Genomic DNA, 17,991 nt, shown 5'->3' on the forward strand with positions numbered 1-17,991 from the left:
ACTTTACAATGAAAGTAATTCTACCTTCAACAAAAATAGCAGAAGTGATAGCCCTCGATCCCAAAGCGATCGAGGCCATCGCTTCACTTTCCAAACCTTTAACTCGACTCAAAAACCCAATTCTTCGCAAAATCATGGCCTCTAGAGTAACCCTCTTAGAAGCTAGCCGAATGGGAAACGTCAGTTTAGAAGAATTCAAAACCGCCTTGCAGCCCTTGGGATTCGACCTCGACCTAGGAGACCCAAAGCAGGCAAACGAAATATCGCAAAAGCCCCAGTGGCTACTTTCTGCGAGCGAAAACGAAATCACCCTTTTCGATGTTCGAGATATCATTGAAAACGGAAGTGATCCCTTAAAAGAAATTCTAGGCAAATTTAAAACCATCGCTCCTGGAGAAATCCTGTGTGTTATTAATAAATTTATTCCGACTCCCTTAATTCATCTATTAAAGCAGCATAAGGCCCAAGATGGATACGTAGAAACCAAGTCCAAAGACCTTTTCTATACTTATTTCCTAAAGCAATCGGAAGGATTTTCGAATGCTCCTACAAACCCACAGGCTTCTACCCCTCAAACGAGCACGACTGAGTCAAATTCAAATGAGAATCTCACGTTCCATTCACCCGAATCGTTTGATGCTCTATTGGCAGATACTCCCCTATCTAGGCAAAAGCAGATTGATGTTCGCTCCCTAGAAATGCCAGGTCCGATGGAAGCTATCCTTCGTGAATTAAAAGAACTTCCCCCAACCCATTTGCTTTTTGTTTACCACAAACGTATTCCCATTTATTTACTAGAGGAATTAAGCGGACAAAATTTCAAAGTGCATGTACTTCAAAAATCAGAGTCAGACATTCAAATGATTTTCAAACATTCCCATGGCAGACATTAACATTGCAAAAGCGCCCAAAAATGTCGCAATCGCACCCTTTTATATTGCAGGAGCCCTCTGTTTCTTTACGCTTTGTGTAATGATGCTATTCTCCTCCAGGGTTTTCCTAGAACATTACTTCTCCCCACATCTCCTAGCCATCGTTCATATGGCCGCTCTGGGATGGGGAACCATGATCATCTTTGGAGCATCCTATCAGCTTTTGCCCGTTATTTGCGAAAGAAGCCTTTTCAGTGAAAAATTGGCCCTAAGTTCCTGGGCACTTCTTTTACTTGGTCTACTTATTCTGGTCTGCAGCTTTTGGCATTACCACACGGGATGGCTTATGGTTTCTGGTGGAAGCCTGGTCGTGCTTGCAGCCGTATGCTACCTCATCAATGTTTTGAAAACAGCATTGCTTTTCCGGACGTATTCCATTCAACGCCTATTCATGGCAAGTTCCGCATTTTGGCTTGTCTTTACAACAAGTGTTGGCGTACTTCTCGCGTACAACCTAGCCTTTCCCTATATTTCGAGAAGTCATTTAGACTTTTTAAAATTGCACGCGCACGCGGGTCTTGCAGGATGGTTTTTACAACTTATTACTGGGGTTAGCACCAAACTTGTTCCTATGTTTCTGCTCGGTAAATCTCAGAAAGACCGCTATCTTTTGGGTAGTTTTGTTTTGCAAAATTTAGCCTTAGTCCTTTTCCTAGTGGACGGGTTCTTTTTTGGAATCACCCTAAGGGTTTTGTTTTATGCAGCGATTGCCCTGCTGGGAATCATTTTTTGGATGCTTTACCTTTACGATGCATTTAAAAATAGACTTCGAAAAAAGATTGAGTTGCTAATGAAGCATACTTTTGTTTCCATGATGGTTCTACTACTTTCCGTAACCCTCATTCCTGTTATTTACTTTACGAGCTCTACCTCGATTGCCCTGCTTTACGGTACACTCCTTTTCATGGGCTGGATCACAGGAATTATTTTAGGCAAAACTTTCAAGACTCTTCCGTTCATTGTTTGGAACTCAAAGTATAAACATTTATCCGGCAAAAAGAACATCCCACTCCCCAAAACTCTTTATAGCGAGAAGCTCGTAAAATTTCAATTTATTCTTTATCTTGCGGCCCTTACGGTCCTATGTTTGGGGATACTTTTTAAAATCCACTTAATCGTTCAACTCGGACTCATCCTATGGGTAAGTGTCGCTGGAATTTATCTCGTAAACGTAAGTAAACTTTTTAACCATTTAATAATAACTACTCACCGATGAGTTCTCAAACTAACTTACCAAAAGACGAACGAGCCCTCAATGCTCTCTATGATGTTATAGACCCTGAACTTAATGTAAATATTGTGGATTTAGGACTTGTTTACGACATCACTTTTGCTCCCAGCACAGTTCATGTGCTCATGACACTTACTTCTCGTTTTTGCCCCATGGGGGATGCCATTAAAACCGGCGTAATCAATGCACTGGAGGCCGAGTTCCCAGGCGAGGAAATTGAAATCGAATTAACCTTTGAGCCTGCATGGAATATGGAGTTCGTTTCAGACCAAGGCCGTGAGGAGCTAAACAACCGCTAACCCCCAACTTTCCGCACAAAATGACAAAAGTCATATTCAAAAACTTTAGAATCTTACTTAAATCGGATAACTTTGTCCTATTAAATTAATCGTTATGAAAAAGACATTATTATTACTCGGTGCAAGTGCCCTACTTTTTGCGGCCTGCAAACAAAACATTGCGCAAGACGCAAACCAAATGACTGCCACGGAAGCACTCGAAATCAAAGCGACCGGAGCTCCAGAAACGCAGGCCATTACGAACCCTCCTTCCCTTCCTGCTCCTGTAGGAGATCGTGAAGCCAAAAAAGTAGTCGTCCACTTAGAGGCCACAGAAATTGAAGGGGAATTAGCGGACGGAGTAACGTACAAGTTCTGGACTTTTAACAACACCGTTCCAGGCACTTTTATTCGATTAAGAGTTGGAGACGAAGTGGAACTTCATCTTAAAAATGCCAGCAACAGTGTAATGCCTCACAACATTGACCTTCATGCTGTCAATGGTCCTGGAGGAGGAGCAGAAGCCACTAACGTAGCACCTGGGAAAACCGCGATCTTTAACTTCAAAGCGCTTCAACCTGGATTATTCGTTTACCACTGTGCGATGGCTCCTGTCCCAATGCACATCGCTAACGGAATGTACGGACTCGTACTTGTAGAACCTGCAGGTGGACTGAGAGAAGTAGACCGTGAGTACTACATTATGCAAAGTGAATTCTATACGACTGGAAAAACAGACGAAAAAGGACTTCAAGACTTTGACCAAGATAAGGGTATAGACGAAAACCCTACTTACGTCGTGTTCAACGGAAAGAAAAATGCACTGATGGGCCCTAATGCTCTTCAAGCAAAAGTAGGAGAAACCGTAAGACTTTTCGTAGGAAACGCAGGTCCAAACCTAGTAAGTTCATTCCACGTCATTGGAGAAATTTTCGACCGAGTGTACATGGAGGGCGGATCTAAAATCAATGAAAACGTTCAAACGACTGTCATACCAGCAGGTGGAGCTGCTATCGTAGAATTTAAAGTGGAAGTTCCTGGCGAATATGTACTCGTAGATCACTCCATATTTAGAGCGTTCAACAAAGGAGCCATTGGAAAACTTGTCGTGACTGGCGAAGAAAACCAAAAGGTATTTCATAAAGTACAATAACATTCATACCCTATTTAACTAACCTCAAAATGAGAAACCCAATGAAAACAATTACAAAATGGAGCTACATGCTAATGGGTTTCTCATTTGTCTTTCTCTCCTGCCATAAACCCTTGCAAAAAGAGGCTACTGAAATCAGTGCTGCCACTCATTCCCAAGGAATTAATCCCGCGGTAAAAATGGTTAAAATAGAAGGAGGACTTCTAGAGCCCTTCTATGGCGCTGATTCTACACTAGTGGAGGTTCAAGACTTTCTAATTGACGAGCGAGCAGTAACCCACGAGGAATACCTCGAGTTTGTTAGAAAAAACCCACAGTGGAGAAAAAGCCAAGTAAAAGCCCTTTTTGCGGATGAAGATTATCTTAAAGATTGGCCAGACGACTTAACTCTACCAAAAAACACCCACCCAAAATCCCCCGTGGTTTACGTTTCTTGGTTTGCGGCCTCCGCCTACGCGAAGAGTGCTAACAAACGCTTACCTACGCTGGACGAATGGGAATACGTAGCGATGGCGGACGAAACGTCAAAAAATGCAAGATCCAAACCGAAATACTCCGAACATCTCATTGAACTTTACAATCAGAAATACCGTCAAAAAGGCGAAGTCAAAAAAACTCGCCCGAATTACCACGGCGTCTACAATCTATTTGACCTTGTTTGGGAATGGACCAGCGATTACAATTCCATCATGACCACTTCTGATTCAAGAAAAGGAGCTTACGACGACAAAGGACTCTTCTGCGCAGGAGCTGCAACCTCTGCCGCCGACGTATTAAACTATGCTGCATTTATGCGCTATGCGTTTCGCGCAAGTCTTAAAGCAGATTATTCAATTGCAAACCTGGGCTTTCGCTGTGCGAAAGACATAAACCCTTAAATTATGAGAACCTTACTATTATTTATCACCTCCCTATTATTACTAGCCTGCCAGGACTCTGGAACTTCCAACACTAAAATAGATCCGCAATCTAATTCCGTTTTCTTACTGGATTCAGAGTGGCAGAATCAAAATGGTGAGACTTTCCAATTGGAACACTTAAAAGGCCAAAATACCGTGGTCGCCATGATCTTCACTTCATGCACCACCGCTTGTCCCATTCTCATTGCAGACATGAAAAAGATTTACAATGGAATAGACGCTAAACACCAAAAATCCACTTCTATGGTTTTGATTTCTATTGATCCCGAAACCGACACACCGGAAGTGCTTAAAGAATTTGCAAAGACCCAGAAAATGGATCAGGAACCTTGGCAGTTTTTAACCAGCGATAAGGAAAGCATCCGCAACTTAGCCAACGTGCTAGCCGTGAAGTATAAAGAAATATCTCCTATGGAGTTCTCTCATTCCAACATCATAAGTGTGTTTGATGAAAATGGAGTCTTAGTGAGTCAAGTAGAAGGTACGGTACAACACGAGAAAGTCATAAGCGCAGTGAATGCTTTGTAATTGGTACTGCCCCCCAACCGAGTAATTAATAACTCGTTTTTTTCATTTTTTTCAAGAGCAACTCTTAGACTCCTTCTAAGAGTTGTTTTTTTACGTGCAACTTTATTGATGACATCATTACAATAATCAAAAACGATTTATATATTAAATAATATCATAAATGTAAAGAAAAAATACATAAAAACGAATTAAAATTTTCTTATTTTAATTTAGAATAATTCTAATTAATTTCTAAATTTGCCACCGAAATAAGAAAACTATTCAGCTTTATGAGAAAAAAAATTCTTCCCGTTCTGCTTTTATTTGCTGTCATAGCGCAAGCACAAAAAGTGGACACGACACAGGTTCAAGACATCACCGAGGTCATTATCAACCAAACCAAATCCTATAAAAATGAAAATGCGTTTGCAGTTTCAAAACTCAATTTAAAAGACATTGAAAATCCACAAGTCTACATTAGCATACCGAAAGTGATGCTTCGAGACCAAGTGGCTACCAATTTCAAAAGTGTTCTCTCGAATGCAACCGGAATCACAAGGCTCTGGGAAAGCACTTCCCGCGGTGGCGATGGAGCTGAATACTACACTATGCGTGGGTTCTCCACTCAATCCCGTCTTGTGAATGGAATGGCCAGTTTTAACAACGGAGGACTAGACCCTGCGAACATTGAAAACATCGACGTTATAAAAGGACCCTCTGGAACCCTTTACGGCGGAAGCCTTGTTTCCTACGGAGGACTGATCAACATTCAGACGAAAAAACCAGAAGAAAACTTTAAGGGAAACATCAATTACATCACAGGAACCAATGCTCTGCATCGCGTTACCGCTGATATCAACACCTCCCTTGCAGAAGGACTATTTCTACGTCTTAACACCGCATACCATCAAGAGAATTCGTTCCAAGACGCTGGTTTTACTCGCTCCTTTTTTATCGCACCCTCTCTAAAATACAAAGCTAGTGAGCGGTTAACATTTCTTGTAAATACCGAGTTCAAAAGCAATGAGTCCGCGAATGCCCCAATGGTTTTTTTAAATCGCAATGCACCGCTCTCCTTCCATTCTATGGATCTTTTTGAAAAGAATTACAAAAAGTCCTACACAAGTAATAATTTGACCACTGAAAATCCTAGTTTCAACATACAGAGCCAGATGATTTACAAACTTTCTCCGAACTGGACCTCGCAGACGCTTGTTTCTTCGAGCTCGAGCAAAGCCCTTGGATACTATCACTATTTATGGGACAGTTCGAACGGTGATCAATTCAGTCGAATGCTCTCTAAGGCAAACAGTGAGACTTTGGCCACAGGAATCCAGCAAAACTTCATTGGAGATTTCTCCATTGGCACTATGCGAAATCGTCTAGTAGTCGGACTTGATTACTTAGGCACCAATGTTATAAATAACGACTCAGAATGGGTAGGGTATGGATTGGTCTCTTTAAAAAACCAAACGGACACTGGCATTCTAACTACACAAGGCGCTGATCAGGCATTAGCCAATGCGAAGGTGGTTCCGGCAGAAGCAAAAACAAACATTAAAAGCATTTACTTCTCAAATGTGCTGAATTTAACTCCAAAGCTTTCCGCTATGGTTTCCCTGCGTATGGATAACTTTAGTGGAAAACCGACCCAGTGGTCAGAGGATAAAATAGAAAACCAAACCTCATTTTCCCCCAAATTTGGAGTCGTGTACCAGCCCATTCTGGGCAAGCTTTCTCTATTCACTAACTACATGAATGGGTTTCAATACCTGACGCCAGTGAAAGTTACTGCACCTGGAGGAAGTACCCCGAGTCTGAAAATATTTGATCCCGAGCGAGCAAACCAATGGGAGGCTGGGGCAAAAGCAAACCTGGTTCAAAATAAATTATCCCTCACTTTAAGCTATTACCACATTAAGGTCAGCAACAAGATTATGACCGATCCAGAGAACATTAACAATTCTATACAAGGAGGAGAAGTCTTAAGCGAAGGAATCGAATTAAGCGCTGTGGGAAACCCTATCGAAGGACTAAGTTTAATTGGAGGATTTAGTAAAAACTATGCGACTCAGCTTAGTGGCGATCCTTCTTATGACAATCAGCGTCCTGAGGAAGCAGGACCCGAGCTTCTCGCTAATTTCTGGGCCCATTACAAAATTCCAGCCGGCTCACTTCAATACCTTTCGTTTGGGGCAGGGTTAAACTATGCAAGCGAACAACACACTTTAAATCGAACCACGACTGGTAGGTTTACCCTTCCAAGTTACACGGTTTTAAATGCAATGGTAGGATATTTTCCAGAGCGCTATAGCATCGCTTTGAAACTTGACAACTTTACAAACGAGCACTACTATTCAGGGTGGAGTACGGTTAGCCCGCAAAAACTGAGAACGCTTTCGCTTTCCTTAGGCTTTAACTTTTAGGTTTTAATTTTCACGTTGATTCTGGATGGTTAAACCATCCAGAATTTTTCAAACTTCCACCGTTCCCAAAAGCAAACTATTTCTCCGAAAAACAAAAACGAATGAATCCTCGAACCTCTAAAAAGAAAAAAAGTCGATTTAAATCCACTATCAAGCGCTTGCATTTATACTTCGGTCTCACCATTGGAGCGCTCATCCTTATTATCAGCCTTACCGGAGCGCTCTATGTTTTCAAAGAAGACTTTGAAAAAGTGCAGCGGCAAGAGATCACCTACCATGGGGAAGAAAACTATACCTCTAAAAACCCACTACCTATTGTCAACTTAGAGAAACAAATTGAATTGCAAGTGGGGGAGCCCTACCCTCTCCATTGGGTGGAAATCCCAATTAACAAAAGCAAGTCCTACAAATTCTTTTACTTCGAACGCAATCCTGAGGCTTGGAATTATTTTGATGAATACCCTATTTACAAATCCGTCTATATAAACCCCTATTCAGGAAAGGTACTTTCTGTACAGGACGAGAAAATGAATTTCTTCGCCCTAGTAAAATCCATCCACTGGAGTTATATGCTAAATTCCGACTGGGGCAAATATGTGGTTGGAATCCCCGTAATCTGCTTTTTGTTTATGCTTATTTCCGGTATTATATTATGGTGGCCGAAAAACAAAGCAGCACGTAAGCAGCGGTTTTGGTTTCAATGGAAAAACATGAAGAACTGGCGACGTAAAAACTATGATCTTCACAGTATTTTAGGTTTTTATGCCTCATTCATTGCCCTTGTCGTGACCATAACAGGCCTATTCTATAGCTTTTACTTTATTCAAGCTGCCCTCTACTTCGCCTTTTCAGGTGGTAGCACTGCCTATCCGGATTACTCGCATTTGAAATCCCTAGACAAACCGTTAGATACGACTGAGCATGTATTTGATCGAGTCGCAAGCCAGATCGATCAAATGTATCCAGAGGCAAGTGCCTACTCTTTTGACCTAGGACATGCCCATCCATTTGATCATGAAGACCCCGAGAACAACCTTGCGGTTTATGTTCGTGGATACGCTCAAAAATATTACAATTACAGTGAAGTTTTTTTTGACCAGAATTCAGGACGTTTACTGCTGAATAGACCCTATGAGACCCGAAACTTCGGCGAAAAATATATTGCTGCCAATTATGACATCCACGTGGGTGCTATCCTTGGTGTCTTTGGAAAAATTCTTGCCCTAATTTCAAGTTTGATATGTGCGAGTTTGCCCATTACCGGCTATCTCGTGTGGCGGGGTAGAACAAAAAAGAAGAAACGGACGTCCGATTTTCCAGTTTGACGAACTGAAGCAAGAATACACCCTCCCTTTGGAAACCTTATTTTCAAAGGGATACGACCGGCTTTTTTAAATCGTGATAAAAAAGGACCGTCCACTTCTTTTCATGGGCTTGCGCTTTCCATCTTTCTCGCAGATCGCTCGCGGTTTTCCCATCGTAATCCGACTTATACGCCACTTTGCGTCTCCAATAGCTATACTGAGGCAAATTGTCTCCGCCGTAAAAAACAATTTGCGAGGGAGAGACGATCCAAAATTCTTGATGATACTGCGTATGCCCCCCTGAAATCTCATAATAGATTTCCTTAGTGATCCAACCTTTTGGTTCTTCTAAAAACCGCACTTGGTCTGATTCCTTTAGAGCTTTTAATAATGGTAAAATATAGGAAGTACGGTCCTTACTTTGCAGCGCATTCTCTAAACCACCTCGTGATACATAAATCTCGGCCTTTTTGAAGTGCATCTCAAACTCTCCATGGGCAAAATGCCCTAGACCCATTACGTGATCTTTATGCAAATGAGAAAGTAAGACTTTGGTCACTTCACTTGGATTTATGCCCTGCATTTCCAACGCTTGCAGAAGTAGAGCGGAGGAAGAATCCTGCAATTGCACCCCCAAATCAATAAGAATTAAATCTAGCTTTGTTCTAATTAAAAAAGGCTGGACTGCCATCCTAAGTCCGGACCTTGGGGAATTCGAACTTAAAATAGAAAATTCGCCATTTAAATCCACATGAAAGTGGCCTAGAAGCAAGGGGATAATCTGCATTAGTTTAAACTATTTTCAGCGTACATCTTTGCAATTTACGACGAATTTTTGATCCTCAACGAAAGCGATACGCTTTCCTTTTGAACATCTTTTGGAACAATTCCGCAAAACTCGACTGTCTTCTGATGTATTCAGCTGAAAGCTGCTATTTAAAAACATCATATACCACTGATTATCAAGAAAATAATATTTACCATTTTATATCTTAATATTTTATATCTTTAATATCTCAAAATTAGACATTAAAACTTCTTAAATTTATTGACACTCAAACTTTTTAACGATAATTTCATGAAAAAACGATTATTGACGCTATGCTTTGCGGTCGGGTTCTTAGTAGGTGTAGGTGCACAGCAATCTCCAATTTACCTGGATTCCTCGCAACCTATCGAAAAACGTGTAGAAGATGCGCTCTCAAGAATGACGCTCGAAGAAAAAATCGGTATCATTCATGCCCAATCCAAATTTAGTTCTGCCGGCGTGCCACGCCTTGGTATTCCAGAGCTATGGATGACGGACGGTCCGCACGGAATTCGTCCAGAAGTTTTATGGGATGAATGGGAACAAGCCGGTTGGACCACTGATTCCTGCATTGCATTCCCTGCCTTAACCGCCCTAGCCGCAGGGTGGAATAAAGACCTTTCTTTGCTTTATGGGAAATCACTGGGGGAAGAAGCTCGTTACCGTAAAAAAGACGTTTTGCTAGGACCTGGGGTAAACATTTACCGTACGCCTTTGAACGGTAGGAATTTTGAATACCTAGGCGAAGACCCTTTTCTAGCTTCCCAAATGGTGGTGCCTTACATTAAAGGGGTACAATCGAACGGCGTAGCCACAAGTGTAAAACATTTTGCGCTTAACAACCAAGAAACCAATCGCCATGGATACGATGTCATTGTAAGCGACAGAGCACTTTACGAAATCTATCTTCCAGCCTTTAAAGCGGCTGTCCAAGAGGGAGATTCCTGGACTATTATGGGGGCCTACAATAAATACAAGGGACAACACGCTTCCCACAACAAATACCTTTTGATTGACATTCTAAGAAAAGAATGGAATTACAAAGGGGCAGTGGTCGCAGACTGGGGCGGAGCTCACGATACAAAAGAAGCAATTTATAATGGTCTTGACCTTGAATTTGGAACCTGGACGGACGGTCTTACCATGGGGCAAACCAATGCATACGATAATTATTACCTCGCAAAACCTTACCTTGATTTAATTAGATCAGGAAAAGTGGGCACAGAAGAATTGGATACGAAAGTTAGAAATGTCCTTAGACTGTCCTTTAAAACCACAATGGACCAAAACAAACCGTTCGGATCTTTTGGCACAGAGGAGCATGCCGAGGCAAGTAAGAAAATTGCTGAGGAAGGAATCGTACTTCTGAAAAACAAGAACAACCTCTTGCCACTAGATCTAAAATCCTCCAAAAAAATTGCCGTCATTGGAGAAAATGCAATCAAAATGATGACTGTAGGAGGAGGAAGTTCATCACTTAAAGTAAAATACGAAGTTCTCCCTCTGGATGGAATCAAAAACCGTGTAGGCTCGAATGCTACAGTAACGTACGCTCGTGGCTACGTAGGAGATCCCACTGGAGATTACAACGGCGTGGTTTCAGGGCAGAACCTAAAGGACGACCGCTCTGTAGAACAACTAACTAAAGAAGCAATCGATCTGGCCAAAGAATCTGACGTCGTTATTTTCGTTGGTGGACTTAACAAAAGCGATTACCAAGACAGCGAAGGATTCGACCGCAAAGAACTAGAATTGCCTTATGGGCAAAACGAACTTCTTGCGAAACTTGCCAAAGCAAATAAGAATCTAGTTTATGTAAATATCTCTGGGAACGCTGTGGCTATGCCTTGGGTAAATGAGGTAAACTCCATCGTACAAGGATGGTTTTTAGGGACAGAAGCAGGAAACGCCCTCGCGGCTGTTCTTTTCGGAGATGTGAACCCTAGCGGAAAATTGCCCTTTACTTTCCCTGTTAAACTGTCCGACAATTCAGCGCACGCCTTAGGCGAATTCCCTGGAGACGATACAATCCAGTACAATGAAGGCTTATTTGTGGGGTATAGATGGCATGACAAAGAGCATATTCGACCTCTATTTCCTTTTGGACATGGCCTTAGTTACACTAAATTCCAATATGGGAATGCTACGGTTGACAAAAAAAGCTTCACTCAAAACGAAACTTTTACGGTAACAACTACTGTTAAGAACACTGGGAAAAGAGCAGGATCAGAAATTGTACAGCTATATATCTCTGACCTTAAATCCTCCCTTCCCCGTCCAATTAAGGAACTAAAAGGATTTGAAAAGGTACAGCTTCAACCCGGCGAGCAGAAAACGATCACTTTTACGCTTGACAAATCCGCCTTAAGCTTTTTTGACGACAAAGAACACGAATGGGTCGCAGAGCCAGGGACATTCAAAGCCCTTATCGGTGCATCCTCCGAAGACATTCGTTCGGAAGTTTCATTTGATCTAAAATAAAAATCACTTCACAATTTCATATCAATTGAACCAGCTGTCATAGGCTGGTTTTTTTTATATGCTTTAATAGTTCAAGATAAGTTGCCTCACAAAGAAAAAAAAGGAAATTAAACAATCCCTTACTGAAGAAATCATTGGGATGGGACTACTTATATATGCTTGGTATTCATTGAATTAGATTAGAAAGCTAGAAATGCAACACTGTGGTTAATTGCAATTATTGGCCTTCCAGATTTAGGTTCTCTAGCTTATCATAGTTACAAACAAAATCGCAATTGCCATAGAAGTTAAACACCTATTCTCAAAGAAACCCAAAGCGCGTGTATTAATCTCGCTTACATAAGATTAAATTCTAAGACTTGCCCAATTTCTTCTAGAATATTCGTAGTGACATTTTACGTACCACTTAACCAATTCGCAATGGCTTTATTCTTTTGCCCCAATTTTTGGTTAGCTGGATTTTCGAGATATTTCAGTCTATCATTGCATCATCAACACCTGCAGCTAATCTCATACGTGCAGTCGTTTCATCAAGTACTTTCTGAGAAATTCCGGCAAGAAAATCAACCAGAAATCAGTAGTGTTAAGTTTTGAACTATTTCGATTCTTCATTCAGTTGATAAATTACTAATTTTTGATTTATTAAATAAAGTTCTTTTTGTCACTTGAAGGACAATACTCATTTCCGGTCTATATAGTCCTACTGAAAATTGAGACCTTAAAAAAAAAGCACTTACAGTGCTGTAAGTGCTTGATTTTCATGTAGTGGTCCCACCTGGGCTCGAACCAGGGACCACCTGATTATGAGTCAGGTGCTCTAACCAACTGAGCTATAGGACCTTAGTAATATATTACTTTTGTTGGATTGCAAAAATAACACTTTCCATCGACTTTTGAAAGAATTATTTAATTTCTTGACACAATTCAACGAGCACTCCTCCGGTTGATTTGGGATGAAGAAATACAACAAGCTTATTATCTGCACCTTTCTTTGGTTCTTCCGAAACGAATTCAAAACCTTCTTTTTTCAGCCTTTCAACCTCAGCCTCGATATTCTCCACTCCAAAGGCAAGATGATGGATCCCTTCCCCTCGTTTCTCAATAAATTTTGAAATTGCAGACTCAGGTTGGGTGGATTCTAAAAGTTCGATTTTACTCTCTCCTATTTGATAAAAAGAAGTAATCACTCCCTCCCTTTCCACTTCTTCTTTTTTGTAACTACCCTTCCCAAGGAGTCTTTCGAATAGTGAATCGGATTCTTTAAGCGATTTCACGGCAATTCCTAAATGTTCAATTTTCATGGTATCTAAGTTCTTAATGCTCCTTGACCAACACTTACAATAGAGTGCAGCCCAAGCGAGAGAATATTCAAACAAAAGTAGTAAATTTGCGCCATGAACGAAAGTAACAGACAAAGAAAAGTCGCCCAAATCATTCAGGAAGATTTTTCCGAATTATTTAGAAAACAAGCCTCTGAGAGCAAACAAAGTTTTCTTGTAAGTGTTTCGGATGTAAAAGTTTCTGCAGATTTAAGTATTGCAAAAATCTATTTAAGTATATTCCCGAACGATTACCGTAAAGCGATTATGAAAGAAATCGAAGAGAACAAGTCTCAATATCGAAATTTCTTAGGGAAGAAAATGGGAAAACAGGTACGTATTATTCCAGACCTTCAATTCTACTTAGACACTTCACTTGACGACGTGGAAAGAATTGAGAAAGAATTAAAGGGCGAAGGAGACAATCCCACACTATAAGGAAAGGTGGCAAGTACAGCATACTACATTGCAAAACGCTATTTAATAGCGAAAAAAGGCTCAACTGCAGTTACGTTTATTACGTGGCTTGCTGCTTTTGCAATGATGACCGCTGTAGCCTCCATGTTCATAATTGTATCGGTCTTTACTGGACTAGAAGACCTCAACAAAGCGCTTATTTCAGATTTGCATGCGGACATTACCATCTCAAGTTCTTCGGAAAAACAGCTTAAGGATCCCGTTTTAATTACGAAACTCTTAGAAAAACAAAAAGAAGTAGAAGCCTATTCCAAATTGATAGAAGAAAAAGTCTACCTCAACTACGGGGGTGTAGGCGAAATAGCCTACTTACGAGCGGTCGATTCAAATTACACAAAAGTAAATCCCATAGACAAACGAATTTTCTTTGGAAAACTGCCGGATCTCCGAAAAGGGAACGAAGTTATCTTAGAAAACAATTTGGACAACCGCCTAGCCATTCCTGTGGGAGAGACGCTAAAACCTGCGTTCATCTATATGCCCAAACCAGGAGTTGGACTCATCAATTCGGAGGCGGACATTTTTGAAAAACAAGAAATTATTGCCACGGGGGTATTCCCAGGAAACGATCAATTGGACAATTACATTATTGCCCCTATAAGTCTTGCTCAATCTCTTTTAGGAACTTCCAATGAAAGTGCTTATAAAATTGTCGCCAAACTCCACGATCCAACCCGGGCCTCAAGTGTAAAAGCAGCCCTTAAAAAACAAATGGGTAGCGAATACCAAATAAATACGAAAAACGAAGAAAACGCAGCCTTTTGGAAAATGATCAACACAGAGAAGCTTATGATCTATCTAATCTTTTCTCTTGTTATATTGATTACTACTTTCAACTTGGCAGGTGCGATCATCATTCTTCAACTCGATAAGAAAAGGCAAGCCATGTCTTTAATTTCTCTAGGCTTTCCAAGAGCGCATCTACGTAAAATATATTTCTATACAGGAGTACTTATTGTTGTGATTGGAATCCTCTTAGGACTAGCTATTGGGACTATTCTGTGTGTGATTCAAATGCAAACAGGACTTTTCAAAGCTGGCATAGAACTTCCATTCCCAGTGAGAATCACCCTCGAAAATTATTTTATAGTCGCGGGAGTCGCCCTTGTATTTGGTCTTTTGGTTTCTTGGTTGTTTTCAAAAATCAAGAAAGATCCCTTCCCAGCAGATTAACTTCAGCCCCAAGCCAAAGGTTCCAAAAAAAGCATTGAAACCATTCTCTTCGCGCAAATACGTGTGAAATTATGTATATTTGATTTATGGAATTACAGGCAAATTACGGACTCGTAGGAAAGGGAATCTCTTATTCTTTTTCACAAAAGTATTTTACCCAAAAGTTTAGAAAGTTATTTTTGAAAAATTACAATTATTTCCTACTAGACCTGGAAGACTTAAGCCATATCAAAGAGCGAATTCAAAAGGAAAACCTAAAAGGGTTTAACGTCACCATTCCATACAAAGAACAAATCATTCCCTTTCTTGATGGGCTAAGCCCAGAAGCGAAGGAAATCGGTGCTGTAAACACAGTAAAAATAACGGGCGGGCAATGGGTCGGATACAATACCGATGCTTACGGTTTTGAAAAAACGCTTGAATTGCATCGCAAAAAGCACCATAATTCCGCCTTAATCCTAGGCAATGGAGGTGCCGCGAAAGCGGTTAAATACGTTCTAGATAAACTTGAAATCCCTTACCAAGTTATTGAACGCAAATCGTCTCAAAACTTTGAATCCTTGACCAAAAGTCAAGTGGAGTCAGCCACTCTCATTGTGCAATGCACTCCCGTGGGTACCTATCCAGACCTAGAAAACAGTGTTCCCTTCCCCTTTGAAGCGCTAGGAACTAAGCATTTGGTTATCGATCTTATTTACAATCCAGAATATACGCAGTTTATTAAAAAAGCAAGCGATCAAGGAGCAAAATGCTTAAATGGCTATTTCATGCTGGAACAACAAGCAGAAAAAGCTTGGACTCTATGGAATAAGTCCCTTCCGTGAGCGAAAATAAGCCCAACTACGAAACAAATCGAAAAAATGTTTATATTTAACGGGCTATTCACACACGGCGCGTGAAAGAGACCACTAACATAAAGTCAGAAGTTATGAGTATGCAGGATTCCAATGCGACAAACCCCGAAAACAATACAAATCCGATCGAGCACACGCCTCAAAATTTAGATCCGAGCCAAAACATGGAGCAGCAAGAACCGTTCGAGATTCCAAAGGAAAAGGTACTTTCGGAAATCGACCCTAAAAAACAACAGCAGCTTACCGAACAGGTAGCCCCGGATTCCCCAAGTACCTCGCATACCGAGATCATGACTCAGCCCACTGCCAATGCCCAAAATGCAGAAACGCTTCCTTCCCTTGAAATTCCTGAGGAGAAAGTACTTTCAGAAATTGATCGTGAAGAAGAAAAAGACGCTCCGGCCTCCAAAATTAAAAAGCAAGATCCTATTGACAACAGAAAAAAAATTGGATCTCACGAATCGGACTCGGTCGAGCACCTTCTGAGCGACCTAGAAAAACTGGTGAACCTTCCCGATGCAGGAGAGAGAATTCGCGAATTCAATCAATTAAAAGACTGGTCTATTAAAAAAATATCGTTTGAAACAGATCAAAAACGAAAGCAGTTCCTTGCCGACGGAAGTCTTGAATCCGATTTTGATTATGAACACCCTTTTCAATCAAAACTCTCAGCCCTCACCTCCATTTTCAAAGAAAAACACGTAGAATGGGTGAAAGACCAAGAAAAACAGTTCGAAGAAAATCTAACTCAGCGACAAGCCATTCTAGAGAGACTTAAAAATCTATACACATCAAGCGAACCTGGAATTAACCTTTTTCATGAAATTCGCTCCATCAAAAAAGATTGGAATGATGCTGGGCAAGTGGCAAAATCTCAATTCAAATTACTGAATAACGATTATTACTATCATTTGAATCAATTTTATCAGGTTTTGGACCTGAACAAAGAATATTTAGAGCAAGAATATGTGCACAACCTTGAAAAGCGTCAGCACATCATTGAGCGCGCAAAAGATCTACTAAAAGAACCGGTTCAAAAAGCACTCAATGAGCTTCAGTATCTGCATAAATTATGGAAAGAAGAGGGCGAACCTGTCGCAGAAGAGTTCCGTGAATCTACATGGAATGAATTCCGAGCCATTTCCAATCAGATCCATGATCGACGCGTGGAACTTCACACCCAAATGGATGCGCTGCATGATGACAACTTAAAAAAGAAACTTGAGCTGATCGCTCAAATTAAAGGAATCACTACTACCATTGTTCCAGACAACAATATAAACTTCAAAGATACCTTGAGTAAGGTAGAACAAATACGATCTACTTTCTTGAAAATAGGATCCGTTCCAAAAGAGAATGTAAACGAAACTTGGTCCGAGTTTAAAGAAGCAGTACGTCAATTCAATTCAGCAAAAAACAAGTTTTTTAAAACCATTAAGAGTGCCCAGCAAGAAAACCTAGCGAAAAAATTATCGCTGATTGAAACGGCCAAGCAAAATATGAATTCGGAGGATTGGGACAAGATGGTACCCCTATTCAAAAACTTACAAAGTGAATGGAAGCGCATTGGACCTACCCCGCGCCATACCGTGCAGTCTACTTGGAATGACTTCCGTGAGGCTTGCAATATCTTCTTCACCAATTTCCGCACAAAAAGCCCTGCTGCTCAGGACAACTGGCTAGACAATTTCAAAGAGAAGAAATTGTTAATGGACGAACTCTCCTCGGTGACAAACCACGTGGACAGTGAGGCAAAAATAGAAGACATTAAAGCTCGCTGGAACGCCTTAGGCAAGGTTCCGAAAGACCGACTTTATATTCATAGTCAGTTCAACAAATTGCTACGTGAAAAGTTAAAGTTAAACAACTTAAATGAATACGATCTGAAGGATGAGAATCTATCCGAGAGCCAATTAACGGACAAAGCAAGAAAGATTAAAAATCAAATTGCCGACCTAGAAACACAAGTGACCAATTTAGAGACGAACCTAAGTTTCTTCAAGTCCCCAGGACGCGACAATCTTTTACTAAAAGACACGTACGAAAAGCTTGACGAGAAAAAAGAACAATTGGAACGACTTAAAGCAAGCCTCCATCATATCATCACAGGAGAATAACAACTACGATG

Annotated in this window: 14 protein-coding genes, 1 tRNA gene and 1 pseudogene; 13 read left to right on the forward strand and 3 right to left on the reverse strand. The window is 40.8% G+C overall.

Going from position 1 to position 17,991, the window contains the following annotated elements; translation table 11 throughout:
• Nucleotides 1-8 precede the first annotated feature (8 nt).
• The 8 genes and pseudogenes from ACX3PZ_RS00370 (at nt 9) to ACX3PZ_RS00405 (ending at nt 8,772) form a co-directional block, all read left to right on the forward strand.
• Nucleotides 9-893, forward strand: coding sequence for a DUF2249 domain-containing protein (locus ACX3PZ_RS00370; protein WP_459111753.1), 885 nt, complete (start codon nt 9-11; stop codon nt 891-893).
• Nucleotides 880-2,148: a hypothetical protein gene (locus tag ACX3PZ_RS00375; protein ID WP_459111754.1), complete on the forward strand. Its 1,269-nt coding sequence runs from the start codon at nt 880-882 to the stop codon at nt 2,146-2,148. The genes ACX3PZ_RS00370 and ACX3PZ_RS00375 overlap by 14 nt, the downstream gene beginning before the upstream one ends.
• A complete protein-coding gene (locus tag ACX3PZ_RS00380) occupies nt 2,145-2,462 on the forward strand; it encodes a metal-sulfur cluster assembly factor (protein WP_459111755.1) in 318 nt (105 codons plus the stop codon). Before ACX3PZ_RS00375 ends, ACX3PZ_RS00380 begins: the two co-directional genes overlap by 4 nt.
• Before the next feature lie 94 nt (nt 2,463-2,556).
• Nucleotides 2,557-3,579 (forward strand): annotated as a pseudogene (gene nirK / locus ACX3PZ_RS00385) (copper-containing nitrite reductase); the annotation flags it as partial.
• Nucleotides 3,580-3,635: 56 nt separating this feature from the next.
• The gene (locus tag ACX3PZ_RS00390; RefSeq protein ID WP_459111756.1) at nt 3,636-4,472 is read left to right on the forward strand and encodes a formylglycine-generating enzyme family protein; all 837 of its coding nucleotides are present in this window, start codon (nt 3,636-3,638) and stop codon (nt 4,470-4,472) included.
• Nucleotides 4,473-4,475: 3 nt separating this feature from the next.
• Nucleotides 4,476-5,042 (forward strand): SCO family protein, encoded by a 567-nt coding sequence (locus tag ACX3PZ_RS00395; protein ID WP_459111757.1) that lies wholly within the window; start codon nt 4,476-4,478, stop codon nt 5,040-5,042.
• A gap of 269 nt (nt 5,043-5,311) precedes the next feature.
• Nucleotides 5,312-7,447 carry a TonB-dependent siderophore receptor gene (locus ACX3PZ_RS00400; protein WP_459111758.1) on the forward strand — a complete coding sequence of 712 codons (2,136 nt, stop codon included), beginning with the start codon at nt 5,312-5,314 and terminating at the stop codon, nt 7,445-7,447.
• Nucleotides 7,448-7,548: 101 nt separating this feature from the next.
• Nucleotides 7,549-8,772, forward strand: coding sequence for a PepSY-associated TM helix domain-containing protein (locus tag ACX3PZ_RS00405; protein WP_459111759.1), 1,224 nt, complete (start codon nt 7,549-7,551; stop codon nt 8,770-8,772).
• Nucleotides 8,773-8,815: 43 nt separating this feature from the next.
• Here ACX3PZ_RS00405 and ACX3PZ_RS00410 read toward each other — a convergent pair whose 3' ends face one another.
• Nucleotides 8,816-9,538, reverse strand: coding sequence for an MBL fold metallo-hydrolase (locus ACX3PZ_RS00410; protein WP_459111760.1), 723 nt, complete (start codon nt 9,536-9,538; stop codon nt 8,816-8,818).
• Nucleotides 9,539-9,829: 291 nt separating this feature from the next.
• Here ACX3PZ_RS00410 and ACX3PZ_RS00415 point away from each other — a divergent pair, with 291 nt between their 5' ends.
• On the forward strand, nt 9,830-12,040 hold the full coding sequence (locus ACX3PZ_RS00415; protein ID WP_459111761.1) for a glycoside hydrolase family 3 C-terminal domain-containing protein: 2,211 nt from the start codon (nt 9,830-9,832) through the stop codon (nt 12,038-12,040).
• 766 nt (nt 12,041-12,806) lie between these two features.
• Here ACX3PZ_RS00415 and ACX3PZ_RS00420 read toward each other — a convergent pair.
• Nucleotides 12,807-12,880, reverse strand: a tRNA-Ile gene (locus ACX3PZ_RS00420).
• 62 nt (nt 12,881-12,942) lie between these two features.
• Nucleotides 12,943-13,341 carry a methylmalonyl-CoA epimerase gene (mce, locus tag ACX3PZ_RS00425; protein ID WP_459111762.1) on the reverse strand — a complete coding sequence of 133 codons (399 nt, stop codon included), beginning with the start codon at nt 13,339-13,341 and terminating at the stop codon, nt 12,943-12,945.
• Nucleotides 13,342-13,434: 93 nt separating this feature from the next.
• On the opposite strand from mce, the gene rbfA reads away from it, so the two are divergent.
• The 4 genes from rbfA (at nt 13,435) to ACX3PZ_RS00445 (ending at nt 17,980) form a co-directional block, all read left to right on the forward strand.
• A complete protein-coding gene (gene rbfA, locus ACX3PZ_RS00430; RefSeq protein ID WP_459111763.1) occupies nt 13,435-13,797 on the forward strand; it encodes a 30S ribosome-binding factor RbfA in 363 nt (120 codons plus the stop codon).
• A 6-nt stretch (nt 13,798-13,803) separates the two neighbouring features.
• Nucleotides 13,804-15,009: an ABC transporter permease gene (locus ACX3PZ_RS00435; RefSeq protein WP_459111764.1), complete on the forward strand. Its 1,206-nt coding sequence runs from the start codon at nt 13,804-13,806 to the stop codon at nt 15,007-15,009.
• 86 nt (nt 15,010-15,095) lie between these two features.
• Nucleotides 15,096-15,833 (forward strand): shikimate dehydrogenase family protein, encoded by a 738-nt coding sequence (locus tag ACX3PZ_RS00440; RefSeq protein ID WP_459111765.1) that lies wholly within the window; start codon nt 15,096-15,098, stop codon nt 15,831-15,833.
• A gap of 104 nt (nt 15,834-15,937) precedes the next feature.
• Nucleotides 15,938-17,980, forward strand: a complete 2,043-nt coding sequence (locus tag ACX3PZ_RS00445) for a DUF349 domain-containing protein (RefSeq protein WP_459111766.1) — start codon at nt 15,938-15,940, stop codon at nt 17,978-17,980.
• Nucleotides 17,981-17,991: the final 11 nt, after the last annotated feature.

It is taken from the genome of Chryseobacterium sp. A321 (genome assembly GCF_054489265.1).